At 70.0% G+C, this 25,894-nt stretch carries 17 protein-coding genes; 7 read left to right on the forward strand and 10 right to left on the reverse strand.

All coding sequences use genetic code 11. The features are described 5' to 3' along the window. Window positions 1-30: 30 nt before the first annotated feature. Both ASD69_RS10530 and ASD69_RS10535 read right to left on the reverse strand, forming a co-directional pair. Entirely contained in the window at window positions 31-1,026 is a 996-nt protein-coding gene (locus ASD69_RS10530) for a pyridoxal-phosphate dependent enzyme (RefSeq protein ID WP_056177600.1), read from the reverse strand. A 54-nt stretch (window positions 1,027-1,080) separates the two neighbouring features. Further along, window positions 1,081-2,052 (reverse strand): DMT family transporter, encoded by a 972-nt coding sequence (locus ASD69_RS10535; RefSeq protein ID WP_056177601.1) that lies wholly within the window; start codon window positions 2,050-2,052, stop codon window positions 1,081-1,083. Window positions 2,053-2,275: 223 nt separating this feature from the next. On the opposite strand from ASD69_RS10535, the gene ASD69_RS10540 reads away from it, so the two are divergent. From ASD69_RS10540 to ASD69_RS10550, 3 genes are all read left to right on the forward strand, one after another. After that, a complete protein-coding gene (locus tag ASD69_RS10540) occupies window positions 2,276-2,869 on the forward strand; it encodes a hypothetical protein (RefSeq protein WP_056177603.1) in 594 nt (197 codons plus the stop codon). 578 nt (window positions 2,870-3,447) lie between these two features. Further along, window positions 3,448-5,337, forward strand: coding sequence for a tRNA uridine-5-carboxymethylaminomethyl(34) synthesis enzyme MnmG (gene mnmG / locus ASD69_RS10545; protein ID WP_056177606.1), 1,890 nt, complete (start codon window positions 3,448-3,450; stop codon window positions 5,335-5,337). A gap of 128 nt (window positions 5,338-5,465) precedes the next feature. Continuing rightward, entirely contained in the window at window positions 5,466-6,752 is a 1,287-nt protein-coding gene (locus ASD69_RS10550; RefSeq protein ID WP_056177608.1) for a sialidase family protein, read from the forward strand. 4 nt (window positions 6,753-6,756) lie between these two features. Here the strand turns inward: ASD69_RS10550 and ASD69_RS10555 are convergent, their stop codons facing one another. After that, a complete protein-coding gene (locus ASD69_RS10555; RefSeq protein WP_200943981.1) occupies window positions 6,757-7,269 on the reverse strand; it encodes a GNAT family N-acetyltransferase in 513 nt (170 codons plus the stop codon). A gap of 87 nt (window positions 7,270-7,356) precedes the next feature. On the opposite strand from ASD69_RS10555, the gene ASD69_RS10560 reads away from it, so the two are divergent. Then, window positions 7,357-8,184 (forward strand): nucleotidyltransferase domain-containing protein, encoded by an 828-nt coding sequence (locus tag ASD69_RS10560; RefSeq protein ID WP_056179799.1) that lies wholly within the window; start codon window positions 7,357-7,359, stop codon window positions 8,182-8,184. A 120-nt stretch (window positions 8,185-8,304) separates the two neighbouring features. Here the strand turns inward: ASD69_RS10560 and ASD69_RS10565 are convergent, their stop codons facing one another. The 5 genes from ASD69_RS10565 to glyQ form a co-directional block, all read right to left on the reverse strand. Then, window positions 8,305-10,371 (reverse strand): M66 family metalloprotease, encoded by a 2,067-nt coding sequence (locus ASD69_RS10565; protein WP_082576518.1) that lies wholly within the window; start codon window positions 10,369-10,371, stop codon window positions 8,305-8,307. Window positions 10,372-10,703: 332 nt separating this feature from the next. Beyond that, window positions 10,704-14,567 carry a translocation/assembly module TamB domain-containing protein gene (locus ASD69_RS10570; RefSeq protein ID WP_056177612.1) on the reverse strand — a complete coding sequence of 1,288 codons (3,864 nt, stop codon included), beginning with the start codon at window positions 14,565-14,567 and terminating at the stop codon, window positions 10,704-10,706. 42 nt (window positions 14,568-14,609) lie between these two features. Then, entirely contained in the window at window positions 14,610-16,604 is a 1,995-nt protein-coding gene (locus ASD69_RS10575; protein WP_056177614.1) for an outer membrane protein assembly factor, read from the reverse strand. A 306-nt stretch (window positions 16,605-16,910) separates the two neighbouring features. Further along, window positions 16,911-19,064, reverse strand: a complete 2,154-nt coding sequence (glyS, locus tag ASD69_RS10580; RefSeq protein WP_056177615.1) for a glycine--tRNA ligase subunit beta — start codon at window positions 19,062-19,064, stop codon at window positions 16,911-16,913. Next, complete coding sequence (gene glyQ, locus ASD69_RS10585; RefSeq protein ID WP_056177617.1) at window positions 19,064-20,005, reverse strand: glycine--tRNA ligase subunit alpha; 942 nt, start codon at window positions 20,003-20,005, stop codon at window positions 19,064-19,066. The genes glyS and glyQ overlap by 1 nt, the downstream gene beginning before the upstream one ends. A 79-nt stretch (window positions 20,006-20,084) precedes the next feature. Here glyQ and ASD69_RS10590 point away from each other — a divergent pair, with 79 nt between their 5' ends. From ASD69_RS10590 to ASD69_RS10600, 3 genes are all read left to right on the forward strand, one after another. Next, window positions 20,085-21,902 (forward strand): GspE/PulE family protein, encoded by a 1,818-nt coding sequence (locus ASD69_RS10590; protein ID WP_056177619.1) that lies wholly within the window; start codon window positions 20,085-20,087, stop codon window positions 21,900-21,902. Further along, entirely contained in the window at window positions 21,899-22,627 is a 729-nt protein-coding gene (locus ASD69_RS10595; RefSeq protein WP_056177620.1) for a glutamine amidotransferase, read from the forward strand. Before ASD69_RS10590 ends, ASD69_RS10595 begins: the two co-directional genes overlap by 4 nt. A 64-nt stretch (window positions 22,628-22,691) precedes the next feature. Beyond that, window positions 22,692-23,543 (forward strand): BPSS1780 family membrane protein, encoded by an 852-nt coding sequence (locus ASD69_RS10600; RefSeq protein ID WP_056177622.1) that lies wholly within the window; start codon window positions 22,692-22,694, stop codon window positions 23,541-23,543. Between the two features lie 68 nt (window positions 23,544-23,611). On the opposite strand, the gene ASD69_RS10605 is transcribed toward ASD69_RS10600, so the two are convergent. After that, window positions 23,612-24,826 (reverse strand): MFS transporter, encoded by a 1,215-nt coding sequence (locus ASD69_RS10605; RefSeq protein WP_056177624.1) that lies wholly within the window; start codon window positions 24,824-24,826, stop codon window positions 23,612-23,614. 202 nt (window positions 24,827-25,028) lie between these two features. Next, window positions 25,029-25,802: a twin-arginine translocase subunit TatC gene (gene tatC / locus ASD69_RS10610; RefSeq protein ID WP_056177626.1), complete on the reverse strand. Its 774-nt coding sequence runs from the start codon at window positions 25,800-25,802 to the stop codon at window positions 25,029-25,031. Window positions 25,803-25,894: the final 92 nt, after the last annotated feature.

Consider the following 25,894-nt stretch of genomic DNA (forward strand, 5'->3'; position numbering starts at 1 on the left):
TCGATGCGGCGGCTTCCACCGCCGATGTATTCAGCGCGCGAACAAAGTCGCCAACGCATCCGCATCGACGTTGCCGCCGGACAGGATCACGCCGACTTTTTTTCCGGCGAAAAGCGAACGATTAGCGAATACCGCGGCTATTGCGACCGCAGCGGAGGGTTCCAGCACTTGTTTTGCGCGTTGCAGGAACAGGCGCATCGCGGCCACGGTGTCGGCGTCGTCGACCACCAGGGCCTCGACAGCATAGCGCTGCAAAAGCGCGAAATTAGGCGCGCCCAACGTGCCTCTCAATCCGTCGCAAATCGTGTCCGGTACGAACTGCGTAATACGTTTACCCGCTTGCAGCGAAGCGTGGGTCTCGGCGGCGCCGGCCGGTTCGGCCACGAACAGACGCGTGGCAGGCGATACCGCCGCGCTCGCGATCGCGGTGCCGCTGGCCAGGCCGCCGCCGCCAACCGGCGCGATCAAGGCGTCCAGCGCGGGCGTCGCCGCCAACAATTCCAAAGCGGCCGTGCCTTGGCCGGCGATCACGCGCGCGTCGGTGTAGGGATGGACCAGCTCGGCGCCGGTCTCGGCCTGCACCTGCGCGCACTTGGCCTCGCGCGCGTCGATGCTCGGCGCGCAGCGATGCAGGGTGGCGCCGTAGGCTTCGATCGCGGCCAGCTTGGCCGCCACCGCGCCCTCGGGCACGACCACGTGGCAGGCGATGCCGCGGGTGCGCGCGGCCAGCGCCAGCGCGGCGCCATGATTGCCGGAGGAATGGGTGACCACGCCGTGCGCGGCTTCGGCCTCGGACAAGGACCACACCGCATTGCAGGCGCCGCGGAACTTGAAGGCGCCGATGCGCTGCAGGTGCTCGGCCTTGAAGTAGAGCTCGCAGCCGGCCAAGGCGTCGATCGAACGCGAGCGCAGCACCGGCGTGGTGTGCGCATGCGGGGCGATGCGCGCGGCCGCGGCCAGCACGTCGCGGAAACCGGGCAGGTCGGTGGCGGGCGCGGAGGGGTCGTTCGGGGGAAGTTCGCTCATCGTCGCGAGACTAGCGCACCCGCGCCGCCGCGCTCCATGCCGGCGCAGCGGCGTTCATGCGTTTTCGCTGGCGGGCGCGCGCCGCCCGAGCAGGCTGACCGCGGCCGAACCGGCCACCACCAAGGCCGCGCCGACCCAGCCCAGGCTCGAGATCCGTTCCGGCGCCAGCATCTGCGGCCAGAACGCGTGCACCACCGTCACCGCCACGATGCACAGCAAGGGCGTGGTCGCCAGGATCGCCGACACCCGCGAGGCTTCCCAGTGCGCCAGCGCCTCGGCGAAGGCGCCGTAAGCGCCGACGGTGTTGAGCGCGCAGTAGGCCAGCATCGCCCAGTGGAAACCGTCCAGCGCCAACAGCGCGGACGGACGCGCGAACGGCAGCAGCAGCACGCTGGCGGCGACATAGATGAAGAGCAGGATCTGCATCGATCCCAACTTCATCAGCAACTGCTTCTGCAGCAGCGCGTAGGCCGCCCACACCACCGCGCCGGCGATCACGAAGGCCGAGCCCAGCAGGTAGTCGCCGCTGTGCGCCGCGCTTGCGCTGGCCGCTTCCTGGGCCCAGGCGTGGACCAGCTGGTCGCGGAAGAACAGGCTCAGCCCGATTAACAGCAGGGCCAGGCCCAGCCATTGCGCGGCGCGGAAGCGTTCGCCGAACACCCAGATACCGCCCAGGGTCATCAGCAGCGGCGCCAGCTGGATCAGCAGTTGGGCGTTGGCCGGCGAGGTGTACTGCACGCCCAACAGGTACAGCACGTAGTTGCCGACCAGCATCAGCGCGGCCACCGCCAGCAGGGTCCAGCCGCGCCGGCCCAGGGCGCGGTAACCTCCCAGGCGCCCGCGCAGGCCCAGCCAGGCGCCGGTCACGCCGGCCGCGACCAGGAACCGGAACCAGGTCAGGGTGATCGGGTCCAGCGCCTCCAGCACGATCTTCAGCGCGATCGGCAGGGTCGCCCAGCAGGCCGCGGTGAGCAGGGTCAGCAACAGGCCCAGCCGCCAATGGCCGGAGGTGCGGTGCAGGGTCATGGGGGCTCGCGAACGGGGGAGCGGGGCGCCTGCGCGCGGCCGCGGACCGGCATGCTGGCACCGGTGCGGCGGCGCGGCAATTGCGCAAGCGGTCGGTTAGGGCGGCGACACTGGTAGCGCGGACCTGAACCGGTCAGGATGGGGTTTCCGGCCACCCGCCGAGTTAAGCCCGAGTTCAATGCCCCGGGCCGAAGCTGGCGGCACACCCTGGGGGGTTCCAGCCATGATTCGCAAACTGATCCTGCCCGTCGTAGCCGCCGTCCTGCTGGCCGGTTGCTATCCCGATTACGTGTATCGCGACGGCGCGCGCGGCGACTATTACTACGGTCAGCCGAGCACCGAGTACCGCTATTACGGTTCTTACGGCGGCTCCTACGGCGGCTATTACCCGTACGGCGAGGCCTACCGCTTCGGCTACCGCTACGGTGGCTATCCGTATCCTTATAGCTACGGCTACCGACCGGGCTACGGTTACGGCTACCCGGGCTATTACCCCGGTTACCCGGGCTACGGCTACCCGGGCTATCACCGTCCGCACCGCCCGCGTCCGCCGGTGGTGGTCAATCCGGGCCAGCCGCCGACCAACCCGCCGCCGCCGGGCCGTCCGGACAACGACCGCTCGCCCTGGCGCAACCTGGACGGCATCCGCCGCCAGCACGCCGATGGCGGCCGTCCGCCGACCCACGTGCCCTCGCAGCCGATGCCGCGGGTCTACAACAACCCGCCGCCGCGCCGCGACGGCGGCTCGCCGATGCAGCAGACCATCCGCCGCGCGGTCGAAAGCCGCGACAGCCGTCCGGCCACGCACGAGCAGTGAGACCGGGCCAGGGGCGGCGCTGAACGCAGCGCCGCTCCCGCACCGCCGCTTTCCACGGGCGCGGCTTCCGCAAGCGCGGCTTTCCACAAGCGAGTTTCCGGTCACACCCCAGGGTCTTGCATCGGGACCGGACTGACCGCAATCTACGGGTATTGACCGGCTGCGTCGCATTTGGACGTAGTCGGTAAGACAGCCTGACTATGTCGGCGCCCGGCGAGGAATCACGGATCCCCCCTGTTCCGTCCCCGTCGGGCGTCGGCGCCTTCTACGAGGCGACGCGCAAGACGCGACGTCCCGCGCGCAAACCGCGCCAGACCGGCCTCAGATCGATGGATCGCGCGTATCGCGCAGCGGAATCGGGAAAAAAATAAGGGGCCGAATGTCCCCCGACATTCGGCCCCCTGCTTCCCCCGCGAGCGCTTGGCCAGCCCCTGTTCCAATTCCGACCGGCGTCTAGCGCCTGCCCCGCTGGGTGCAAGAGTAATGACGCAGGAACCGTGCCAAGTTTCCGTGCCCGGGCGCCCCGCGCCGGCATGCCCTAAAATTCCGCCCGCCGCCCCGCGGCGCCGGACCCTGCGATGACCGACTCTTTCTACCAATACGATGTGATCGTGGTCGGCGGCGGCCACGCCGGCACCGAAGCCGCGCTGGCTTCGGCGCGTGCCGGTGCGCGCACCCTGCTGCTCACCCATTCGGTCGAGACCGTCGGCGCGATGAGCTGCAACCCCGCCATCGGCGGCATCGGCAAGGGCCACCTGGTCAAGGAGATCGATGCGCTGGGCGGGATCATGGCGCGCGCGGCCGATGCCGCCGGCATCCAGTGGCGACGCCTCAACGCCAGCAAGGGCCCGGCCGTGCGGGCGACGCGCTGCCAGGCCGATCGCGGTCTGTATCGCAGCTTCATCCGGCGCGCGGTCGAAGCGCAGCCGAACCTGACCCTGTTCCAGGCCGCGGTCGACGACATCGAATTCGCCGACGGCCGCGTCAGCGGCGTGCTCACCCAGACCGGGCTGCGCTTCCAGGCGCGCGCGGTGGTGCTGACCGCCGGCACCTTCCTGGCCGGCAAAGTCCATGTCGGCCAGACCACTTACGCCGCCGGCCGCGCCGGCGACCCGCCCGCGACCGCGCTGGCCGCGCGTCTGCGCGAAGGCCCGTTCGTGGTCGACCGGCTCAAGACCGGCACGCCGCCGCGCATCGACGGGCGCACGCTCGACTACTCGGTGATGGAGGAGCAGCCCGGCGACGATCCGCGCCCGGTGATGTCCTTCCTCGGCAGCCGCGACGACCATCCGCGTCAGGTCTCGTGCTGGATCACCCACACCTCCGAGCAGACCCACGACCTCATCCGCGGCGCGCTCGACCGCTCGCCGCTGTACACCGGCCAGATCGAAGGCACCGGCCCGCGCTACTGCCCGTCGATCGAGGACAAGGTGGTGCGCTTCGCCGAGAAGGCCAGCCACCAGATCTTCGTCGAGCCCGAAGGCCTGGACGTGGCCGAGATCTATCCCAACGGCATCTCGACCTCGCTGCCGTTCGACGTGCAGCTGGCGCTGGTGCGCTCGATCCGCGGCTTCGAGCGCGCCCACATCACCCGCGCCGGCTACGCGATCGAGTACGACTACTTCGACCCGCGCGGCCTCAAGACCACGCTGGAGACCAAAGCCGTGGCCGGCCTGTACTTCGCCGGCCAGATCAACGGCACCACCGGTTACGAAGAGGCCGCCGCGCAGGGCCTGCTGGCCGGCGCCAACGCCGCGCGCCACGCGCACGGCCTGGACGGCTGGAGCCCGCGCCGCGACCAGGCCTACCTGGGCGTGCTGGTCGACGACCTGATCACCCACGGCACCAGCGAGCCCTATCGCATGTTCACCTCGCGCGCCGAGTACCGGCTGCAACTGCGCGAGGACAATGCCGACCTGCGCCTGACCGAAACCGGCCGCGAACTGGGCCTGGTCGACGACGCGCGCTGGGCCGCGTTCGCGCGCAAGCGCGAGGCGATCGAGCGCGAGAGCGCGCGCCTGGCCGCGGTCTGGGCCGCGCCCGGCAACGCCCTGGGCCGCGAGGTGGCGCAGACGTTGGGCATCGAGCTCAGCCGCGAGACCAACGCGCTGGACCTGATCAAGCGCCCCGAGCTGGACTACGCGCTGCTGACGAGCGTGCCCTCGCTGGGCCCGGCGGTGGCCGATGCCGCGGTGGCCGAGCAGGTCGAGATCGGCGTCAAGTACGCCGGCTACCTGGAACGCCAGCGCGAAGAGATCGCGCGCCAGCAGCGCAACGAAGACACCGCGATTCCCGACGGTTTCGATTACGCCGGCGTGCACGGCCTGTCGGCCGAGGTCCAGCAGAAACTGGAGCGCGTGCGTCCGCAAACCGTCGGTCAGGCCCAGCGCATTCCGGGCATGACCCCGGCGGCGATCTCGCTGCTGTTGGTGCACCTGACCCGCGCGCGCCGCGCGCGCGTGGCCTGAGACGCGGCGCGCTCGCCGCGTACCCGCCTGCCCGCTCGCCCGTAGGATGCGGTGAGCCATAGGCGAACCGCATCGCCGCGTAACACCACGGCCGCCCTCGCGGCCTCGGGCTGGATTACCCTTCCGCCATGAAGCCCCGCCCGATTCTCGCGATCGCACTGATCCTGGCCGGCAGCGCCTGCGGGCGCGGTGACGCGCCGCCCCCCGTTGCAGCCGAGGCCCCCGCATCGGCGCCGGCCCCGCGCCTGAGCGCCAGCGCCTGGGCGCTGCCCGTGGACACCGCTGCCGCGCAACCCGATCTGGTCGCGAGCGCGGACGGCCGCTTGCTGCTGTCGTGGATCGAGTCGTATGACGGCGAACATCGCCTGCGGCTGGCGCAATCGAGCGACACCGGCCACGCGGCCTGGTCGGCGCCGGTGCAGGTCGCCGCCGGCCGCGACTGGTTCGTCAACTGGGCCGACACCCCGCACGTCATGGCCACCGCCGACGGCGCGTTATGGGCGCATTGGCTGCGCAAGTCCGCGAGCGCGCCCTATGCCTACGACGTCGCACTGGCGCGTTCGGCCGACGATGGCGCGACCTGGTCCGCGCCCGTGCTGGTCAACAACGACGGCACTTCGACCGAGCACGGCTTCGTGTCGCTGTGGCCGGCCGCGGAGGATCGCCTCGGCATCGCCTGGCTGGACGGCCGCCACAATGCGGCCGCGTCCACCGACGCGCATGCCGGCCACGAGGACCATGGCGGCACGATGAGCCTGCGCAGCGCGATCGTCGATGCCGAGCTGCGGCGCAGCGACGAGGTCGAGTTGGACCGCAGGACCTGCGACTGCTGCCAGACCGATGTCGCGCTGACCGAGCGCGGCGCCTTGCTGGTTTATCGCGATCGCTCGGTCGAAGAGCTGCGCGACATCGCGGCAGTACGGCGCGGGCCGGGCGGCTGGGGCGCGGCGCGCATGGTGCACCCGGATCGTTGGACCATGCCGGCCTGCCCGGTCAACGGCCCGGCGGTGGCCGCGCGCGGATCGCGCGCGGTGGTGGCCTGGTACACCGCGGCCGGCGACACGCCCACGCTCAAGCTCGCGCGCAGCGAGGACGCCGGCGACTCCTACGCCGCGCCGCGCGTGCTCGATCAGGGCGCGCAGGTGCAGGGCCGCGTCGATGTCGCCATAGCCGCGGACGCGGTGTGGGTGCTGTGGCTGCGCGAAGACGCGCAGGGCCAATCGCTGCAGCTCGCGCGCTACGCCGCCGACCTGTCCGGCGAACCGCAACGTCTGGAGCTCGCGCGCCTGCAAGGACGCGGCCGCGCCACCGGTTTTCCGCAGCTGGCCCTGTCCGGTGCCGCGGCCTACGCGGTGTGGACCGACGTGGCCGACGGCCGCCCGGGTCTGCATGGCGCGCGCATCGTCGCGCGCTGAGCGCTCAGGCCTCGGTGGAGTACAGCAGCAGTTCTTCGGCGTCTTCGCTCAGCCGCATCCGGCGCTGGTAGCGCAGGCCGATCTTCTCCAGCACGCGGGTGGAGGCTTCGTTGCCGGGCGAGACGATGGCCAGCACGCGCGGCAGTCGCAAAGGTTCGCGCGCATGCGCGATCACCGCCGTGCAGGCCTCGACCGCGTAACCCTGGCCGCGGTACTGCGGCAGGAAGGCGTAGCCGATGTCCGCATCGGGCAGGGTGTCGCGCTGCAACAGCCCGCTCAAGCCTAGACGTTCGCCGCTGGCCTTGTCGCGCACCAGCCACAAACCGAAGCCGTGCTTGGCGTAGCTGGCGGCCGGGCCGTTGGCGATGTAGCGCAAGGCGTCGGCGTGATCGCGTACGCCGCGATCGCCGATGTTGGCCAGGAAGGCCGGGTCGTTGAGCAGTTCGACGATGAAGTCCGCATCCGGCGGCGCCAGTTCGTCCAGCGTCAGGCGTTGCGTTTCGATCACGGTGGTCACGCGTTGCGGTCCTCGAAGTATTTGGCCGATGCCGGCAGTGTCGCCGCTGGGCTAAGCTTGATGCCAGTGCAGGCGGCCCGCAATTCGATGACCGACGTCCCCGATTCCGACATCCATCCGATCGCGCCGGAGCAACGCGCGGCGGTGCTGGCCGCCCTGGACGGAATCGAGCGAGATCACGATGTGCGCATCGTGTTCGCCTGCGAGTCCGGCAGCCGCGGCTGGGGCTTCTCTTCGCCCGACAGCGACTACGACGCGCGCTTCGTCTATGTGCACCGGCGCGACTGGTACCTCAGCGTCAACGAGCGCACCGGGCCGGGCGAGCCGCAGCGCGACGTGATCGAACTGCCGATCGACGACGAGCTTGACGTCAGCGGCTGGGACCTGCGCAAGGCGCTGCGCTTGCTGTCGAAGTCGAATCCGACCTTGCTGGAGTGGCTGCGCTCGCCTGTCGTCTATCGGCAGGACGAACGCTTGGTCGCCGGACTGCGCGAACTGGTGGACCGCAACTATTCGCCCATTGCCACCTGGCACCACTACCACCGCATGGCGCGCGGCAACTTCCGTGGCTACCTGCGTGGCGAGCGAGTACGGACCAAGAAGTACTTGTATGTGCTGCGGCCGATATTGGCCTGCCTGTGGATCGAACAAGCTTCCGGTCCGCCGCCGATGGCCTTCGAGCGGCTACTCGACCGCCTGTTGCCCGATGGACCGCTGCGCATCGCGATCGATGCTTTGCTGGTTAAGAAGCGCAGCGCCAAGGAAGTCGAGGATGGACCGCGCGTGCCCGAGATCAGCGAATTCATCGAAGCCCAGTTGCGGCGTATGGAACAGTCGCCGCCGACGCTGACGCCCGGCCGCGGCCATGGCGAGCAACTCGACGAATTCTTCAGGCGCGCCATAGCGCCCGCCTGACCGCGCGCCAGTCGTGAGCCTTTAGCAGCCGAGTTTCATCGCGCCCAACCGGGCGCCGGCTCTGCCATCGATTCGAGCAGGCTTCGATGAGCGAAGACGCCACCGCCACGCCGCGCGAGATCAGCGCCGCAGCATGCGAGGCAGGGTCTGGCGCATATCGAACCGAGGCGGCTGCGGCGGAGCGGCCCCGTCCGGCCGCGCGCTGGCGCACAGCGGCGCCGGCAATGCCGAACGCGGTGCGGCGATCGTCGCCAGTTCGGTGCATACGCCTTCGGCGCCGCGCACGCCTGCGGTTTGCGCGCGCATCGCGACGGGCACACCTGGCGCGGCCGGTACGCCGCCGGTGGCGTGCGGCGTGTCGCCCAATTCGATGTGCTCGCGGGTGGCAAGTACGGCCGGGTTGGCCGGCAGGCCTTCCCAGGCGCGCGGCGTATCCAGCAGCTCGATCTTGCGCAGCATCACCTCGCCGGGAACATTGATCGCCCAGGTGCGGAAGCTCGCGCCGTTTTTGGGATCGCTCGCGTTCGCGGGCGGCGCTGTCATCGGACCCCACCAGGAGCGAAAGCCGCCTTGCAGCAATACGTGACGCACGCTGCCGTCGACGTAAGTCAGACGCAGGCTGTAGTCGCAGCCGCTGGCGTGGCAATACCAGGGCACCGGCCCGGTGTTGGGCACGATGCTGGCGCGTTGCGCCGCATCGGTGGGGTCGATCGTACGCAGCAGGTTGCCGCGGTGGCTCAGCACCGGATAGATCTGCGAGACCTGGGGCGTGCCGGCCAGGCTGTAGGAGATCGCGATGGCGTGCACTGGCACGTCGCGCCGCAGAGGCAGCCCGCCGTCCAGGCCGTACAGACCCTTGTCGGTGGTGGTCCGGTCGACGTTGACCCAACGCCGGTCCAGGCTATCCCAACGCTTGTAACCGCCGGGGAAGGCGGCATCGGCGACGATGCTGCCGCCGTCGTACACGCGCCGGCCCTGGTCGTCGTTGCGGGCGACGCCTTCGAAATGCCGTTGCATCATGGCGGTGCTGTAGTCGGAGAAGGTGGCGAAGCGATAGCCGGCCGCCTCGTCTCCGGAGCCGCTCTGCATCGGGTCTTGCTTGATGCAGCGCCCCTGGGCGTCGAGCTGGCGCGGCGTGCCGGCGAAGGTATCGCCGCGGCAGGTGCTGTAGCGCGACGCGGTGGTCGGCACGAACGGCGCCAGGAACTGCTTGCGCGTGCTGTCGTAACCCCAGACCGATCCGTTGAGGCTGCCGGCCAGATACGGATAGCGGCCGCCCTTGTAGCCGTCGTCCTGATGCGGCAGGCCCATGGCGTGGCCCTGCTCGTGCACGAAGATCCCGCGGTAGTTGTGATCACCGACGCCGGTATCGCCGCCGACCGTGCCCAGGCCGCCGCCGGGGCTGCGGTACACGCGGTTGGCGTCGAACATGATCAAGGGCGCGTAGTACTGCACCGGACCATTGCCTTCGCCGTTGGCGTCGAGCAGGCCGCCCAGCACGTCGAGCACCGCGCCCATCAACTCGTAACCGGCTTGTTCCTCGTTGGTGTTGTGGGCGACGTAGGCCGGCCGGCCGCCGGCGGGCCCGACCACCAGGATCGGCCATTGCGCGAGCCGCGCGGGATGGTTCTGCGCGACCACGCTGGCGACCGGCCACTTGGCGTAGAGCTCGTCGACCGTGGCCGCATTGGGCACCGCGGTGGTGCTGAGCGGGATCGAATTGAGTTCGTTGGCGCCGAACAGGTAGAAGGGCAGCACGCGCAGGGTGACCGGGCTGTCGGCGCCGATCGACGGCGAGCGGAACCCGCCGGCGCTGTAATTGTCGGCGCTCGCGCGCAATTGCAGGCCCGGCGCCAGCCAGGACGCCGGCAGCGTGGCGCTAAGCGCGCCGTAGGGGTGGGCGGGGCCCGCGGCTTCGGTCGGCGGCGTCGCGCCGCTCAGCGCGATCGAGCCCAGCTGCTGGCCGCCGCGCCAGGCTTCGATCCTCGGATTGACGGCGTTGTCCGCCGCCAGCTTGACCAGCACCAGCGCTTCGCGATTGCCGATCGCATGCAGTTCTTCCTTGGCGTTGGCCAGACTCCATTGCAGGCCCGCCTCGGGCATGACGTGGGTCTGCGCCAGATGCAGCTGCACGATCTCCAGGGGCGTGGCGAAGGCCACCGCTTGCGGCGCGTTGGGCGTCGCCATCGACATGCCTGTGGCCGCAGCGGCGCCCGTCGCGGCCGTTTCCCCTGAGCTAGCACCCTCCTGTTGCGCCCCGGGCGTGCAGGCGATCAGGCATAGCGTGGCCGTCAAAGCGGCGGCGAGTCGATGAGTGCGCATGGGGTCCCGGATCGGCTGAAGGGCGGCCGTTGCGCCGCGCGCAAATCTTGGGCCCTGCGGGCATGCAAAGCGATGGCAGCGGCGGTCGCTGCCACTGTTTGGCTGTGATGCAGTTCGCGAATCGAGCGCAAGCAGGTTCGGCGCGAAGCGCGACGAATCCTTCGTCGCGCCGAAACGAAAGTTTCCTGGCGTGCGGCTTACTTTTCCTTGCGCCAGTTGATCGAAGCGCGGTTCTCGATCGTGCTGGATTCGATCTCGATATCGAAGCCCTTGCGCAGCAGGTATTTCAGCGTGAGCACCTGGCCGGTGCCGAGCAGGGACACGCCGTAGCCCACGTACAAGCGCGGCGACAAATACTTGCCCACGCCCAGCACCGAACCACCGAGCGCGCGGCTTTCCATCACGCCGGCGTCGTCCAGGCCGATCTTGGCGCCCAGCTGCGAGGCCAGCAAGCTGCCGCCGGCCGAGAGCGCGGCGCTGGCGGCGTTGAGCTGGCGGCTCTCGTCGCCGCTGGCGCTGGACAGCGGGCGGCCCAGCGCGAGGTAGGCCAGCGCTTCGGACTGCGAGCTGGCCGGGTTGGACCACACGTTGACCTGCGGCGCGCTGGCGCGGCCGGAGATGTCGACGCCTGCGGTGACTTCGCCGACTTCGCGTTCGGCGCGCACGTCGAGGATGGGATCGGATACCGGGCCGTTCGACCAGGCCAGATGGCCGCGGGTGATCTGCAGCTTCTGTCCATAAGCGCTGTAGCGTCCATCGACATCCAGGCGCCCGCTCGCGGTCATCTCGCGGCCGGGCCGCGCGCGCACGCGCATCTGGCCTTGCAGGCTGCCGTCCAGGCCGAAGCCGTTGAGCTTGACGTCGTCGCCCAGCGCCAGGGTCAGGTCCAGATCCAGCGGCGAGTCGCCGGTGTCTTCGGGGTCCACGGGATCGAGCACGACCACGTCGGGGGAGGCCGACACGCCCTGATCCAGGCGCTCCAGGTCGATGCGCGCCGACGGAATCGCAACCGTGCCGGTCACCTGCAGCGGTTGCTTGGCGGCATAGCGCACGGTCAGGTTGGGGTCGGCCACCGCGCGCAGATCGCGCGTGTCCGACATCAGCACGTTCTTGCCGCGCAGGTTCAGCACCAGCGGTGTGTCGTCGCCCTGCCAGCCCAGGCTGCCGTCGATGTTGAGCGTGCCTTCGCCCGAACGCACGTTGCCGACGATGCGCGCAGTGCCGTCGGGCTGCGCGTCCAGGCGCACGTCGCCGTCCTGCAACGCGATCGCCAGCGCCGGCAACTCGGTGCTGAACTCGCTCAGGCGCGCCTGTCCGCTCAGGCGCGGCGCATCGCGGGTGCCGCTCAGGCCGATGCGGCCGTCGAGCTTGCCCTTGGGCTCGACGATGTCGGGCGAGAACAGTTCCACCCAGGTCAGCTCGTCGGTGTTGAGCGCGATGTCGCCTTCCAGCGGCGAGTACGCGTCCCAACCGGTGGCGATGCGCGCGTCGAGACGACCGTCGTCGTTGACCACCGCGTCCAGGTCGGCTTCGATGCGGCGCGGGTCGAAGCTCGCGCGCAGGCTGAGGTTGCTGTAGCGCACCGGCTCGCGGCGCGCGCGTTCGCTGAACTTCATGCCGCCGCCGGCCGAGGTCACCGTGGCCTGGCCGCGCCAGGCGTTGCCGACCGGGCGCAGTTCGCCGTCGATCGCGATCTCGCCGCGCAGCACCCACGGCCGCTTGTCGGCGCGCTCGGGCAGATAGGGCTGGGCCAGCGTCAGCGGCAGGCCCTGACCTTTGACGTCCAGCCCGCGCCGCGGCCAGTCGGCGTTGGCGCACAGCGAACCGCCGCCGCTGGAGGCCAGGCAGGCGTTGCTGAGCGCGCCGTTCTTGCCGTCCCAGCGGAATTGCGCGGCCTGCTGCAAGCGCCAGGACGCGCCCTTGCTGGGCGCCAGTTGCAGGGTCGCCAGCGCGCCCTGCCAGGTCGCGCCGCGCTTGTCGGCGTGGCCGGACAGTTCGAGCGTGCCGATCTCGCCGCGCGCGTTGCCCTGCAACTGCAGCGATTCGACCGCGCCGCGCGCGTCGATCGCGACGCTGTCCATCGGCAGGCCCACGTCCAAGCCGCTGGCGCGCACTTCGATCGCGCCGCCGCGACCGGTCCAGGGCAGCCTGCCCTTGGCCAGCAGGGTCTCGGCGCGGTAGTCGCCGTACTTCAGGCCGCTGCCGCTGAGGTCGGCGTCGATATTGGGCGCGGTGCGCGCGCCGCTGAGCTTGAGCGTGCCGCGCAGGCTGCCGGCGGTGTCGGGCAGCAGGTCGTTGAGTTGCAGCGGCGAGAACTTGGCGTCCACGTCCAGGGTTTGCGCGAGCTTGCCCTTGGCGTCGATGCGGCTGCCGCCCAGCGACAGCGCGACCTCGCCTTCAAAGGCGTCGTCGCTCTTGCCGGTGGCGGCGCCGTGCATGAGGAAACGGCCGCGGCCCTGCAGCGGGCGATCGCGCAGGCGGCCGCCGAGTTGGCTGGCGTCGACCGCGATCTCCAGCCCGCCGTCGGCGCGGGTGTCGCCGCGCGTGACCAGCTTGCCGTTGACCGCGCCCTTCCACTCGGGCGCGAAATAACCCGGATCGAAGCCGGCCAGGGTGGCGTCGAAGTTCCAGCCCAGCTTGGGCGCCCAGGCCACGTCGCCCTTGCCGTCGAGGCGGCCGGTCGGCATCTGCGCCTGCAAGGCGTTGAGCGTCATGCGCTGGTCGTTGCCGCGGCCGTCGAAGCGCACCGTCGCGACCTGCTTGTCGCGTTCGATGCGCGCGTTGCCGATCGCGGCCCAGGCCTGAACCGTGCCGGCGAAACCCAGGTCGGCGTCGGCGACGATCGCCGGCGTGGCCGCGGCGGCGGGCGTGACCGGCGTCTTCGCGCTGGGCGCGGGTGCGTTGCCGCCCCAGCGCAGGCCGCGCGCGTTGACCGCGAACTTGAAGCGGCCGTTCTCGGCATCGGTGAAGTCGGCATGGCCGCGCAGGGTCGCGGTGCCGTCGAAGATACGCAGCGCCAGCGGCTGCACGTCCAGCACCTGTTCTTCCAGCTTGACCTTGGACGGCAGGATCTCGGCGCGCAGATCGCCTTGCGCGAAGCGGCCGCTGAGCTCGGCCGTGCCGCCGACGCCGTGCATGTCGAACTGCGCCGCCAGCGGCGTGTCGCTGGGTTCGGCATCCGGCGACAGCAGCAAGCCGATATCGAGCGCGTCGGCCTTGGCGCGCAGCTGCCAGCGCGGATCGTCCTTGCCGCGCAGGGTCGCGGTGGCGCGCACCGGGCCGGGCGCGTAACCGGAGATGGCGACGTTCATGCGCGACAGATCGCCCTTGGCGACCAGGCCCAGGCGCGGCGGCGTGCGCCCGGCGCGCGCCGGCAGCACCGCGGTGGCGACCAGGTCCGTGCGGTAGTCGTTGCGCGGTGAGTACTCGCCGTGCAGGGTGATGCGCGCGCGGTCGCTGTCGATCGCGAGTTTCTCGACCTTGAGCTGGCCGCTCTGCGCATCCAGGCCGCCGCGCAGGCGGCGGACGTCGATGATGGGCTCGCCGGCCTGACTGACCTTCATGCGGTCCACGCGCACGTCGTCGGCCTGCAGCGACAAGGGCGGCGCGATGTCGGGCAGCACGTCGGGCCAGCTCGGGAACTTGAAGGGCTCCTTGCTCTTGGGCAGGTCCAAGCTGGCGTCCTCGACCTGCAGCGCATCCAGCCGCAACTTGCGGCCCAGCAGCGGACGGATCGCGGTATCGACGTAGACGCGCTCGGCGCGGAAGTCGATGCCTTCGTAGCTGAAATGCACGCCGCGCAAGGTCAGCGGGCCGGAGGCCGGGCCGTCGGCATCGCGCCAGGTGAAGGTGGCGTTGGCGGGCAGGCGCGTCTTGATCTGGTTCAACAGCACATCGCGGCCGCCGACCGTGGCCAGCAGCCAATACGCGGCGAACGCGATCAGCAGGGTCAGCGCGCCGGCGACGAAGCTGCTGCGCCAGGCCCAACGGCGCGCGGCCGCGCGTCGGCGCTGACGGCGCTCGGCGAGCAGTTCTGCGGCGGTCTTAGGCGTGTCGCTCATGTCCGTGTGCGGTCTGTCCTGGGGCGTGGATCGCGCGGCGCGTCAGAGATCGGCGCCGATGTTGAGGTAGAGCTGGAAACCCGAATCCGGATCGTTGATGCCGCGCGCGATGTCCACGCGCAGCGGCCCCACCGGCGAACGCCAGCGCAGGCCGACGCCGACGCCGGTGCGCCAGTCGGGCGTGCCGTCGAACGCGCTGCCGCTGTCCACGAACACCGCCGCGCCCCAGCTGTCGTTGAAGTACTGCTCGAACTCCAGGCTGCCGGTGGCGACGTTCTTCGCGCCCAGGGCGTACTGCTTGCCGTCGTTGCCCGGAATGCGCGGGCCGACTTCGCGCCAGGCATAGCCGCGGATGCTGCGATCGCCGCCGGCGAAGAAACGCAGGCTGGGCGGCATGTCGATCAGGGCGTCGGTGAAGGTGTGGCCGAGCTCGCCGCGCGCGATCAGACGGCTGCGCGCGCCCATGCCGCGGTACCAGCGCGCGCTGGCATGGGCCTGGGCGAAGCTGGCGTCGGAACCGGCGCCCTCGACGCCGCCGCGCAGCATCACGGTCGCACCGAAGGCATTGCGCGGATAGATGCGGTCGTCGGCGTTGACGTATTCGGCGCGCAGCGAGGGATAGGTGAAAGTGGCGCTGCGATAGTCGACCGGGGTGCTGGCGTCGTCGTCGTCGTCGATCGCGTAGGCCCAGCGCTCGCGCAGCACGTGCACGGACGCGGTCGCGTTCCAGTGGCGGTCGATCTGGCCGCTGCGGCTGGCGACGATCTCGATGCGGCGCGAGTCGATGTAGTCGGTCTGTTCGTCGGCGAGCTGGGCGCTGAAGGTGTACCAGCCGTCCAGCCAGGTGAACGCCGGAATGCGGTACTGCAGAGTCGCGGTCTTGCGCTTCTCGGCCCAGTCGACCTGAGCCAGCGCCTTGTGGCCGCGATCGTTGACGTAGCGGCGCTCCACGCCCATGCGCACGCCGGCGCCGCTGTCGGTGCCGAAGCTCAGGCCGGCGGTGTAGATGCTGCGCTTGGCCGGGGTCAGGGTGACCTTGACCGGCACTTCGCCGTCGACGGCGTTTTCCGGCTGCGGCTCGATGTCGATGCTGGCGAAATAATCCAGCCGCGCCAGCGATTCGCGGAAGCGATCGAGCTTGCCCTGGTGGTAGTAGCTGCCCTGTTCCCAGTACACCAGCTTGTCGAGCAGGCTGTCGCGGATGATGCGCTTGGGCGTCTGCTCGAACGTGATCGGGCCCATGTCGTAGCGATCGCCGCTGCTCCAGACCAGGTCGACATCGGCGGCGCGCTCGGCGCGCGTGACCTCGACCCGGCGCGAGGTGAAGTCGGCATCGAAATAACCGCGCTCGGCCAGGCGGCGGGTGATCTTGGTCTTGGCCGCCTCGTAGATCGCGTGATTGAACACCTCGCCGACGTCGGGCTTGAACGCGGCCAGGTCTTCCTTGAGGTAACGGTCCTCGCTGCCGGCGCCGAGGATGGCCACGTCGGAGCGGCGCACGCGTACCGGTTCGCCCTTGTCCACCGTGATAACCACGACGACCTTGGCGTTGGAGCGCGGCGCCGGCGCGTTGGGATCGTTGGGGTCGGGCGTGGCCGGCCTGTTCGCGTTGGCACGCTCAGCGCGCGCGATAGCTTCACTGGGCGTGGCGACGGCGGAGTCGGCGGGGCTCGGTTCGGCGTTGGCGGCGGCCTCGGCATTCGTGGGCGCGTCGGCGCCGGTGGCGGGCGTCGCGCCCGGACCGCGTGCGCTGCCGCCGCTGCGGGTGTCCTCGACCTGGATGGTGGGCGAGTAATAGCCGAACGGCTCCAGCGCTTCGCGGGTCTCGTTCTCGGCCTCGCGCAACAGATAGCCCAGACGCCGGCCCGACAGGTCCTTGCCGATCGCGTCCACCAGCGACAACGAGGTGCGCACGTTGATCGTCATGGGCTCGTCCAGCCCGCGTATTTCCACCGACGTCACGGTGGCGGCCTGGGCCACGCCGGCGGCACCAAGGGTCAGGGCGGCGGCGAGGGCGAGGCGGGGGAACGGGGGCATGCGGGCAGGATAACCAACGAAGACGGGCATTGCTTGCGCGCGCGTGGCGGCCGAGCATCGTGTTAAGCGCGCGTGATGCAATGTGCAGGCGCATCGAATGCACGCCCACACCCCTTTGCATTTGCTTCCCCTCTTTGGAAAAGGGGGGCTAGGGGGGATTTGCTTCTAAGCGTGAGAGCAACAGCAACAGCGAATCCCCCGCGTGCGCTGCGCGCCCGCCGCCCCCTTTTTCCAAGGGGGCAGCAGATTCACTTGCCCTTTTATCAAAGGGCTCGCATCAAGAGCGCGACTCGGACGAGTCGCGGATCAGATCGACAAATGCTCGATCGCCGCGACGCTGCCAAGGCGGTCCGACAAACGCTTGAGCAGGGCCAGGCGGTTGTTGCGCACGGCCGGGTCGTCGACGTTGACCATCACGCCATCGAAGAACGCGTCCACTTGCGGGCGCAGGCGCGCGAGGCGGCCGAGCACGGCGACGTAGTCGCGCTGCGCGAGCAGCGGATCGGTGTCGGCGACGGCGGCATCCACCGCCTCGGCCAGCTCGCGCTCGGCGTTCTCGGCGAACAGCGCCGGATCGATCGCGGTCGGCAGTTCGCCTTCGACCTTCTTGAGGATGTTGCGGATGCGCTTGTTGGCCGCGGCCAGGGCTTCGGCCTCGGGCAGCTTGGCGAACTCGGCGATGGCCTTGAGGCGACGGTCGAGATCGACCAGCGACCCCAGACGCAGCGCCGACACCGCTTCGAACTGCTGCGCGGGCACGCCCTTGTCGGCGTAGTAGCCGCGCAGGCGGTCGTAGACGAAGTCCTGCAGCTCGGCGATCTGCTCGGCGGCGCTGCGGGCGTCGCTCTTGGGCGCCCCGCTACGCTTGCCATCGTCCTTGCTCAGCAGTTCGTTGCGCGCGATCGCCTCGGTGGCGCCGTTGTGGCCGCTGTCCAGCGAGCGCAGCAGGTCCAGATCGAGGACGCCCTCGATCAGGGTGCGCGCCAGCGCCAAGGCATTACGCCGCAGCGCGAACGGGTCCTTGTTGCCGGTCGGTTTCAGGCCCGCGGCGAAGCCGCCGGCCAGGGTGTCCAGACGCTCGGCGATCGCCAGCACCTGGCCCAGCTTGGACGGCGCGATCGCGTCGCCGGCGAAGCGCGGCATGTAGGCTTCGTCGAGCGCGGCGGCCAGTTCCAGCGGCTCGTTCTCGACCGCGGCGTAGTAGCGGCCGGCGATGCCCTGCAGTTCCGGGAACTCGTTGACCAGGCGCGACTGCAGGTCGGCCTTGGACAGTTCCGCCGCGCGGCGCGCGAGCGCGGGATCGACGCCCGCGGCCTCGGCCACCGCTTCGGCCAGCGCGGCCACGCGCGCGACCTTGTCGGCGACGGTGCCCAGCTTGTCCTGGTACTTGACCGTTTTCAGGCCCTCGTTCATCGAGCCCAGGCCTTGCTTCATGTCCTCGACGAAGAAGAACTTGGCGTCGGCGAAGCGTGGACGGATCACCCGCTCGTAGCCCTTGCGCACTTCCGACTCGTCGCGGCTTTCGATGTTGGCGATGCCGACGAAGCGCTCGCTGAGCTTGCCGCCGGCATCCAGCACCGGGAAGAACTTCTGGTTCGCTTCCATGGTCGCGATCAGCGCTTCCTGCGGCACCGCCAGGAACTCGGCCTCGAAGCCGCAGGCGATCGCCTTGGGCCATTCGGTCAGGCCGTTGACCTCCTCCAGGATGCCATCGTCGATGCGCGCGCTGCCGCCGCCGACGCGGGCGGCGTTCTGGACTTCCAGCACGATGCGCTCGCGGCGCTCGTCCGGATCGACCAATACCTTGGCGCCGCGCAAGGACTCGACGTAATCGGTCGCGGTGCTGAACCACACCGGCTTGTCGTGCATGAAGCGGTGGCCGCGGCTCATGCGGTCGCTGCGCACGCCCAGCACTTCGGCCTCGACCACGTCCTTACCCAGCAGCACCACCAGCCAATGGGCGGGGCGCGCGAAACCGTAGTCGTGATCGCCCCAGCGCATCGGCTTGGGAATCGGCATGGCCGCGAGCGCATCGCGGATCACGTCCTGCAGCAGGTCGCGGGTCTGCGCGCCGGGCTTGATCGCGCGGTGGACGAAACGCTCGCCCTTGTTGTCGCTGGTCTTCTCCAGCTGGGTCCAGTCGATGCCGGCCTTGGCGGCGAAGCCCTGCAGGGCCTTGGTCGGCTGGCCGTCGGCGTCGAGCGCGATGTTGAGATACGGGCCCAGTACTTCCGACTTCTGCTCGGGCTGCTCGACGGCGACGCCGGGCAGCAGCACGGCCAGGCGACGCGGCGTGTACAGCGGCTTGGCGCCGTTGCGGTCGAAGGCGATGCCGCGCTTGGCCAGGCCGTCGATCACGCCGTCGAAGAAGGCTTGGGCCAGGCCGGGCAGGGCCTTGACCGGCAGTTCCTCGGTGCCCAGTTCGATCAGCAGCGGCTGCAGGGAGGTGGCGTTGGACATCACGCGGCCTCCTGCGCATCGCCGCGCTTCAAGCCGGGGAAACCCAGCTTTTCGCGTTGCGCGTGATAGGCCTCGGCCACGCCCTGGGCGATGCGGCGCACGCGCAGGATGTAGCGCTGGCGCTCGGTCACGCTGATCGCGCGGCGCGCATCGAGCAGGTTGAAGGAATGGCTGGCTTTGCAGACCTGGTCGTAGGCCGGCAGCGGCAGGCCGAGTTCGATCAGCTTGATCGCTTCGCGCTCGCAGGCGTCGAAGCGGTGGAACAGCTCCTCCACATCGGCATGCTCGAAGTTGTAGGCGCTCTGCTCGACTTCGTTCTGGTGGTAGACGTCGCGGTAGGTCACCGGCGTGCCATCCGGGCCATAGGTCCAGACTAGGTCGAACACGTTGTCGACGTTCTGCAGGTACATGCACAGGCGCTCGAGACCGTAGGTGATCTCGCCCAGCACCGGGCGGCACTCCAGGCCGCCGGCCTGCTGGAAATACGTGAACTGGGTCACTTCCATACCGTTGAGCCAGACTTCCCAGCCCAGGCCCCAGGCGCCCAGCGTCGGCGATTCCCAGTTATCCTCGACCAGGCGCAGGTCGTGCACCAGCGGATCCACGCCCAACGCCTTGAGCGAATCGAAGTACAGCTCGACGATGTTGTCGGGGCTGGGCTTCATCGCCACCTGGTACTGGTAGTAGCGCTGCAGGCGGTTGGGGTTTTCGCCGTAGCGGCCGTCGGTGGGACGGCGGCAGGGCTGCACGTAGGCCGCATTCCACGGCTCCGGGCCCAGCGCGCGCAGGAACGTGGCCGGATGGAAGGTGCCGGCACCGACTTCCAGGTCGAGAGGCTGGATCAGCACGCAGCCCCGATCGGCCCAATAGGCATTCAGGCGCTGGATGAGCTGCTGGAACGTGGGTGCGTTCGTCCCTGTCGCTGGCGATTTCGCAGACATGTTCAAAGAGTGCCCTGCACGGGGCGCGCTAGTATAGCGGCCGCCCCCATGATGTCTGAGCAGGCAGGAGCGGTACCCGGTGGAATATCGGCAAGGTTCCGAATCCACGGCCGCGCCCGGTCGCGGCGCGCCGCGTCTGCCGCCGGGCCGGTTGAGCCTGGAGCGGGTGGCCGCGGCCCTGGCCGAGGACGGCCTGATCGGCCCGGACGACGTCAAGCGCGTGCAACTGCCGGCCGGCGCCCGCCACGCCAGCGACGTGCACCCGCTGGTGCTGATCGCCAACCTCAAACTCGCCTCCGGCCAGACCCCGGGCACCGATCTGGGCCTGGAGCGCTTGAGCGAGTGGCTGGCCCAGGTCACCGGCCTGCGCTACCTGCGCATCGACCCGACCCGCGTGGACGTGCCGGCCGCGACCGCGGTGGTCTCGCACGCCTATGCGCGCCGGCACCGGATTCTGCCGCTGGCGGTGAGCGCCGACCGCGTGCTGATCGCGACCAGCGAGCCCAACGACCTGGACTGGCTGCCCGACGTGCGCCACCTGACCCGGCGCGAGATCGAGCTGGCGGTGGTCAATCCGCTGGACCTGCATCGCTACACCATGGAGTTCTTCGGGGTGACGCGCTCGGTGCGCGGCGCCCGCGACGGCAATCGCGAACAAAGCACCGGCATGCCCAGCTTCGAGCAGCTGGTCGAGCTGGGCCGGGTCGGCGAGGTCGGCGCCGACGACCACCACATCGTCCATATCGTCGACTGGCTGCTGCAGTACGCCAACGAGCAGCGCGCGTCCGACATCCATCTGGAACCGCGCCGCGACATCGGCCGGGTGCGTTTCCGCATCGACGGCGTGATGCACAAGGTGTTCGAGATGCCGCCGCCGGTGATGAACGCGGTGGTCAGCCGCATCAAGGTGCTGGGGCGCATGGACCTGGCCGAGCGCCGGCGCCCGCAGGACGGCCGCATCAAGACGCGTTCGCCGGGCGGGCGCGAGGTCGAAATGCGTTTGTCGACCATGCCCACCGCGTTCGGCGAGAAGTGCGTGGCGCGTTTGTTCGATCCCGACACCGCGCTCAAGTCGATCGATCAACTGGGTTTCAGCGCCCAGGAATCGGCCGGCTGGAACGACTTGGTGCAGCGCCCGCACGGCATCGTGCTGGTCACCGGGCCGACCGGCTCGGGCAAGACCACCACCCTGTACTCCACGCTCAAGCAGCTGGCGACGCCGGACGTGAACGTGTGCAGCGTCGAGGACCCGATCGAAATGATCGCGCCCGAGTTCAACCAGATGCAGGTCCAGCCGTCGATCGACCTGGACTTCGCCAGCGGCGTGCGCACCCTGCTGCGCCAGGATCCCGACATCATCATGATCGGCGAGATCCGCGACCTGGAGACCGCGCAGATGGCGGTGCAGGCCGCGCTGACCGGCCACCTGGTGCTGTCGACCCTGCACACCAACGACGCCGCCTCGGCGATCACCCGCCTGCTCGACCTGGGCGTGCCGCATTACCTGGTCGCGTCCACGCTCAACGGCGTGCTCGCGCAGCGCCTGGTGCGCACCCTGTGCCCGCACTGCAAGCGCCCCAGCCCCCTGGGCGAGGCCGAATGGCAGACCCTGCTGGGCATCGGCCAGGCGCCGCCCTCCGGCGCCGGCGCCCAGGGCCCGGTCGGCTGCCTGGAATGCCGCCGCACCGGCTATCTGGGCCGGGTCGGCCTGTACGAACTGCTGCCGATCACGCCCGCCCTGCGCCGGATGATCCGGCCCGACCTGGACCTGGCCGCCTTCAACCGCGCCGCCGCCGCCGAGGGCGTGCGCTCGCTGCGAGTGGCCGCGGCCGAAAAGGTGGCCTTGGGATTGACTACAATTCCCGAAGTCGTATCGGTATTGCCCCCGCAGGAATGAACAGCGCCCCCTTCTTGATCCTCGAGACCGGTCAGCCGGTCGCCACGATGCGCCGCCACCGCGGCTTTCCGCATTGGATCCGCGTGGCCGCGGGTCTGGAGCGCGACCAGGCGGTGACGGTCAACGTCGAGGCCGGCGAGCCGCTGCCCACGCGCGAGGGCTTCGCCGGCACCATCGTCACCGGCTCCGGCGCCATGGTCACCGACCGCGCCGAGTGGAGCGAACGCAGCGCGGCCTGGCTGCGCGAGGCCGCGCACGCGGGCATGCCGTTGCTGGGCATCTGCTACGGCCACCAGCTGCTCGCGCATGCGCTGGGCGGCGAGGTCGGCGATCACCCGCAGGGCCGCGAGATGGGCACGATCGCGCTGGAGCTGCATGCGCAGGCCAGCGAGGATCCGCTGTTCGGCGGCCTGCCCGCGCGTTTCGAGGCCCAGGCCACGCATCTGCAGACCGTGCTGCGCGCGCCCGACGGCGCGACCGTACTGGCGCGCTCGCCGCACGACGCCTGCCACGCCTTCCGCTGGGGCGATCGCGCCTGGGGCGTGCAGTTCCATCCCGAATTCAGCGCCACCCACATGCGCGGCTATGTGCAGGCGCGCAAAGTCGCGCTGCAGCGCGAAGGGCATTGCCCGAAGACCATCGCCGGCAACATCACCGCCACGCCGCACGCGCGCCGCGTGCTGCGCCGGTTCGTGCATCACGCGCGCGGCTTGCACGGCCGCTGAAGCGGTCCCGGCGATACGAACGCATGCGGTAACTACAGGCCCTAGGGCCGGGGAACAGATCGGAATGACGCAGATTCGCAAGGTACCGCTCTCGGCCGGAGCGGAATGGGTGCTCGGCGGTTTCGCCCTGCTGCGCAAGGCGCCAGTGGCACTGAGCATACTCGGCCTGATTTGGGGCGGGCTGTCGGCGCTAGCCTCGTTCACCGGCCAGGTCTGGATGAGCCTGGTGCTGGCGGTGCTGGGCCCGATCCTGTTCGGCGGCGTGATCTACGCTGCGCGCGAGGTCGACCAGGGCCGCAGCGCCGCGCCGGGTCACCTGCTGCAAGGTCTGCGCGAAGGCCGTGGCGGCCGTCTGCTGGCGATGCTGCTGCCGCAGCTGATCGCGCTGGCCGTGCTGGTGGTGCTGCTGGTGGTGATGATCGGTCCGGCGCAGCTGGAACACATCGCGCAAGTGATGGAGCAGATGAAGACCAACCCCGACCCCGAGCTCGCCCAGAAGCTGCCGGCGGGCCGGATGATGGGCTGGCTGTTGGTCGCGCTGGTGGTCGGCCTGGTCGCGGGCTTGTTCACTTTCCTCGCGATCCCCGACGTGATGTTCACCGAGCGCGGCGCGTTCGCAGCGATGGCGGTCAGCTTCCGCGCCTGCATGCGCAACCTCGGCGCGCTGCTGATGATGACCCTGCTGCTGTTCATCGCTGTGTTCGCGATGAGCCTGGCCTGCAATCTGCTGATGTACGTGCTGGCGCTGGCGATCGGACAGATGCCGGCGATGTTCGTCGCTCAGCTGCTGCTGATGTCGGTGATGCTGCCGCTGATGGGCGGTGTGGTGTATTACGCCTGGCGCGGTCTGCTCGGCGAAGCGCCGCTGCCGGCGGCGTCGGCCGGCACCGGCAGCGACGGCCATATCGAAGCCTGAGGCCGGGCCGCCAACGCCCCGATCCTGGCATCCGAGGCGCGGCTAAGCGGCCGCGTCGCGACCGAATATCAACACGCCGGCGACTCCAACGGCGCCGCGCGCCGCAGATCGCGGCGCGCCCACAGATAGATCAGCAGGCCCGCCACCGCGGTCGCGGCGCCGATGTAGCCGGTCGAGGTCCAACCGTAGCCGGCCGTGATCGCCATGCCGCCCAGCCACGGGCCGAGCGCGTTGGCGGCGTTGAAGGCGGAGTGGTTGGATGCCGCGGCCAGGGTCTGGGCGTCGGCCGCCACGTCCATCAGATGGGCCTGCAGCACCGGTGCCAGCGCGCCCATGGTGCCGACCGCGATCACCGCCGGCAGGATGGTCCACATCGATTGCGAAGCGATCGGGAACAGCAGCAACACCAGCGTCGACCACAGCAGCACCGCCGCCGCGGCGCGGAACTGCAGGCGGTCGAACAGCCAGCCGCCGGCGAGATTGCCCAGGATGCCGCCGATGCCGAACGCGATCAGCGCGAACGGCGTCCACGACTCGGGCACGCCGGTGACGTGGATCAGGGTCGGGGCCAAGTAACCGAACACGCAGAACATGCCGGCGAAACCGATCGCGCCTATGCCCAGGGTCAGCCACACCGGCGCGCGATTGAAGTCGCGCAGTTCGCGGATCGGGTCCTGGCGCGGCTCGGCCGGATCCGGCGGCAGCAGGCGCGCGACCAGCACCACGGTCAGCACCGCGATCGCGGTGACCAGACCGAAGGCGTAGCGCCAATCCAGCGCCTGGCCCAGCCAGGTCGCGAAGGGGTTGCCGATCAGCAGCGCGATCGCCAGACCCAGCAACGGCCGGCTGACCGCGACGCCGCGCTGCTCGGGCGGGCTGATCGCCGCGGCCACCAGCGCCGCGACGCCGAAATAGGCGCCGTGCGGCAGGCCGGCGATGAAACGGAACAGCAGCATGGTCGGATAGTTCGGCGCCAACGCGCTGGCGACGTTGCCCAGCGCGTAGAACGCCATCAGCGCCAGCAGCAGCGAACGTCTGCGCAGGCGCGCGCCCAGGATCGCCAGCAGCGGCGCGCCCACCACCACGCCCAGCGCATAGGCGCTGATCACATGGCCGACCTGCGGCTCGGTCACCGCCAGGCCGCGCGCGATGTCGGGCATCAGGCCCATCACCACGAACTCGCTGGTGCCGATGGCGAAGCCGCCCATCGCCAGGGCGAACAGGATCAGTCCGATCTGGCGCGGCGACAGCGTGGGCGACGTCGGGATGCCGGAGTCGGGCATGACGGGTCCAAGGGAGTGATGGGTATCGCATTATTGTGCATTGCAGCAATCGCGTCAGCGGCGTGCCTGCATCGCAGCGTCTCGCCGGTGACGCGGGAAGGCCGTACGGGCGCGCGGCTTTGCCGAGTGTGGCGATTGCGGGCGGGTGGTGGTGGCGCGGTCGCGGCTCACGCCGCTCCTACCCCAAAGCCTTACGGCGGGATCAACTCTCGGCGGCTTCGCGCGGTTTGATCCAGCTGGCGGCGACGATGCCCAGCTCGTAGAGCACGCACATCGGGATCGCCAGCATCAGCTGCGAGACCACGTCCGGCGGGGTGATCACGGCGGCGATCACGAAGATGCCGACCACCGCGTAGCCGCGCGCCTCGCGCAACTGCTGCGGCGTGACCCAGCCCAGCAGGACTAGGATCACCAGCGCCACCGGCAGCTCGAAGCTGGCGCCGAAGGCCAGGAAGATCACCAGCACGAAGTCCAGGTACTTGCCGATGTCCGGCGTCATCGCGACCACGGACGGGGTGAACTTGACCAGGAAGCCGAACACCGCCGGCAGCACCAGGAAATAGGCGAAGGCGCAGCCGGCGTAGAACAGCGTCACCGCCGAGGCCAGCAAGGGCAGGGCCAGGCGCTTCTCGCGCTTGTACAGGCCGGGCGCGACGAAGGCCCAGGCCTGGTAGAGCAGCCAGGGCACGGTCGCGAACAGCGCGGTGAAGAACGCCAGCTTGACCGGGACGAAGAAGCCGCCGGCCGGATCGGCGGCGATCAGCTTGCCCGACGCCGGCAGCTTGCCCAGCAGCGGGCCGGCCAGCGCGGAGAAGATCTCCGAGGCGAACGGCATCAGCGCCAGGAACACGATCAGCAGGCCGACCACCGCGCGCAGCAGGCGCGCGCGCAGTTCGATCAGATGATCGAGCAGGCGCGGTTCGGCGGCGGCCTCGTCCTCGGCCGACGCGGCGGCGCGCGGGTCAGCGTCGCTCATCGTCTTGGACCGATGCGGTGGAGGCGGCGGGGAGCGCGGTCGGCTCGGCGGTCGGCGTGGAGGCCGGGGCGTCGTTCAAGGCGTCGACGCTG

It is taken from the genome of Lysobacter sp. Root604 (assembly GCF_001427505.1).
Classification (GTDB): domain Bacteria; phylum Pseudomonadota; class Gammaproteobacteria; order Xanthomonadales; family Xanthomonadaceae; genus Lysobacter.

Coding starts and splice junctions, on each gene's coding strand:
- ASD69_RS10530 (WP_056177600.1), bottom strand. CDS start 1,026: ATGAGCGAACTTCCCCCGAACGACCCCTCCGCGCCCGCCACCGACCTG.
- ASD69_RS10535 (WP_056177601.1), bottom strand. CDS start 2,052: ATGACCCTGCACCGCACCTCCGGCCATTGGCGGCTGGGCCTGTTGCTG.
- ASD69_RS10540 (WP_056177603.1), top strand. CDS start 2,276: ATGATTCGCAAACTGATCCTGCCCGTCGTAGCCGCCGTCCTGCTGGCC.
- mnmG (WP_056177606.1), top strand. CDS start 3,448: ATGACCGACTCTTTCTACCAATACGATGTGATCGTGGTCGGCGGCGGC.
- ASD69_RS10550 (WP_056177608.1), top strand. CDS start 5,466: ATGAAGCCCCGCCCGATTCTCGCGATCGCACTGATCCTGGCCGGCAGC.
- ASD69_RS10560 (WP_056179799.1), top strand. CDS start 7,357: ATGACCGACGTCCCCGATTCCGACATCCATCCGATCGCGCCGGAGCAA.
- ASD69_RS10565 (WP_082576518.1), bottom strand. CDS start 10,371: ATGGCGACGCCCAACGCGCCGCAAGCGGTGGCCTTCGCCACGCCCCTG.
- ASD69_RS10570 (WP_056177612.1), bottom strand. CDS start 14,567: ATGAGCGACACGCCTAAGACCGCCGCAGAACTGCTCGCCGAGCGCCGT.
- ASD69_RS10575 (WP_056177614.1), bottom strand. CDS start 16,604: ATGCCCCCGTTCCCCCGCCTCGCCCTCGCCGCCGCCCTGACCCTTGGT.
- glyS (WP_056177615.1), bottom strand. CDS start 19,064: ATGTCCAACGCCACCTCCCTGCAGCCGCTGCTGATCGAACTGGGCACC.
- glyQ (WP_056177617.1), bottom strand. CDS start 20,005: ATGTCTGCGAAATCGCCAGCGACAGGGACGAACGCACCCACGTTCCAG.
- ASD69_RS10595 (WP_056177620.1), top strand. CDS start 21,899: ATGAACAGCGCCCCCTTCTTGATCCTCGAGACCGGTCAGCCGGTCGCC.
- ASD69_RS10600 (WP_056177622.1), top strand. CDS start 22,692: ATGACGCAGATTCGCAAGGTACCGCTCTCGGCCGGAGCGGAATGGGTG.
- ASD69_RS10605 (WP_056177624.1), bottom strand. CDS start 24,826: ATGCCCGACTCCGGCATCCCGACGTCGCCCACGCTGTCGCCGCGCCAG.
- tatC (WP_056177626.1), bottom strand. CDS start 25,802: ATGAGCGACGCTGACCCGCGCGCCGCCGCGTCGGCCGAGGACGAGGCC.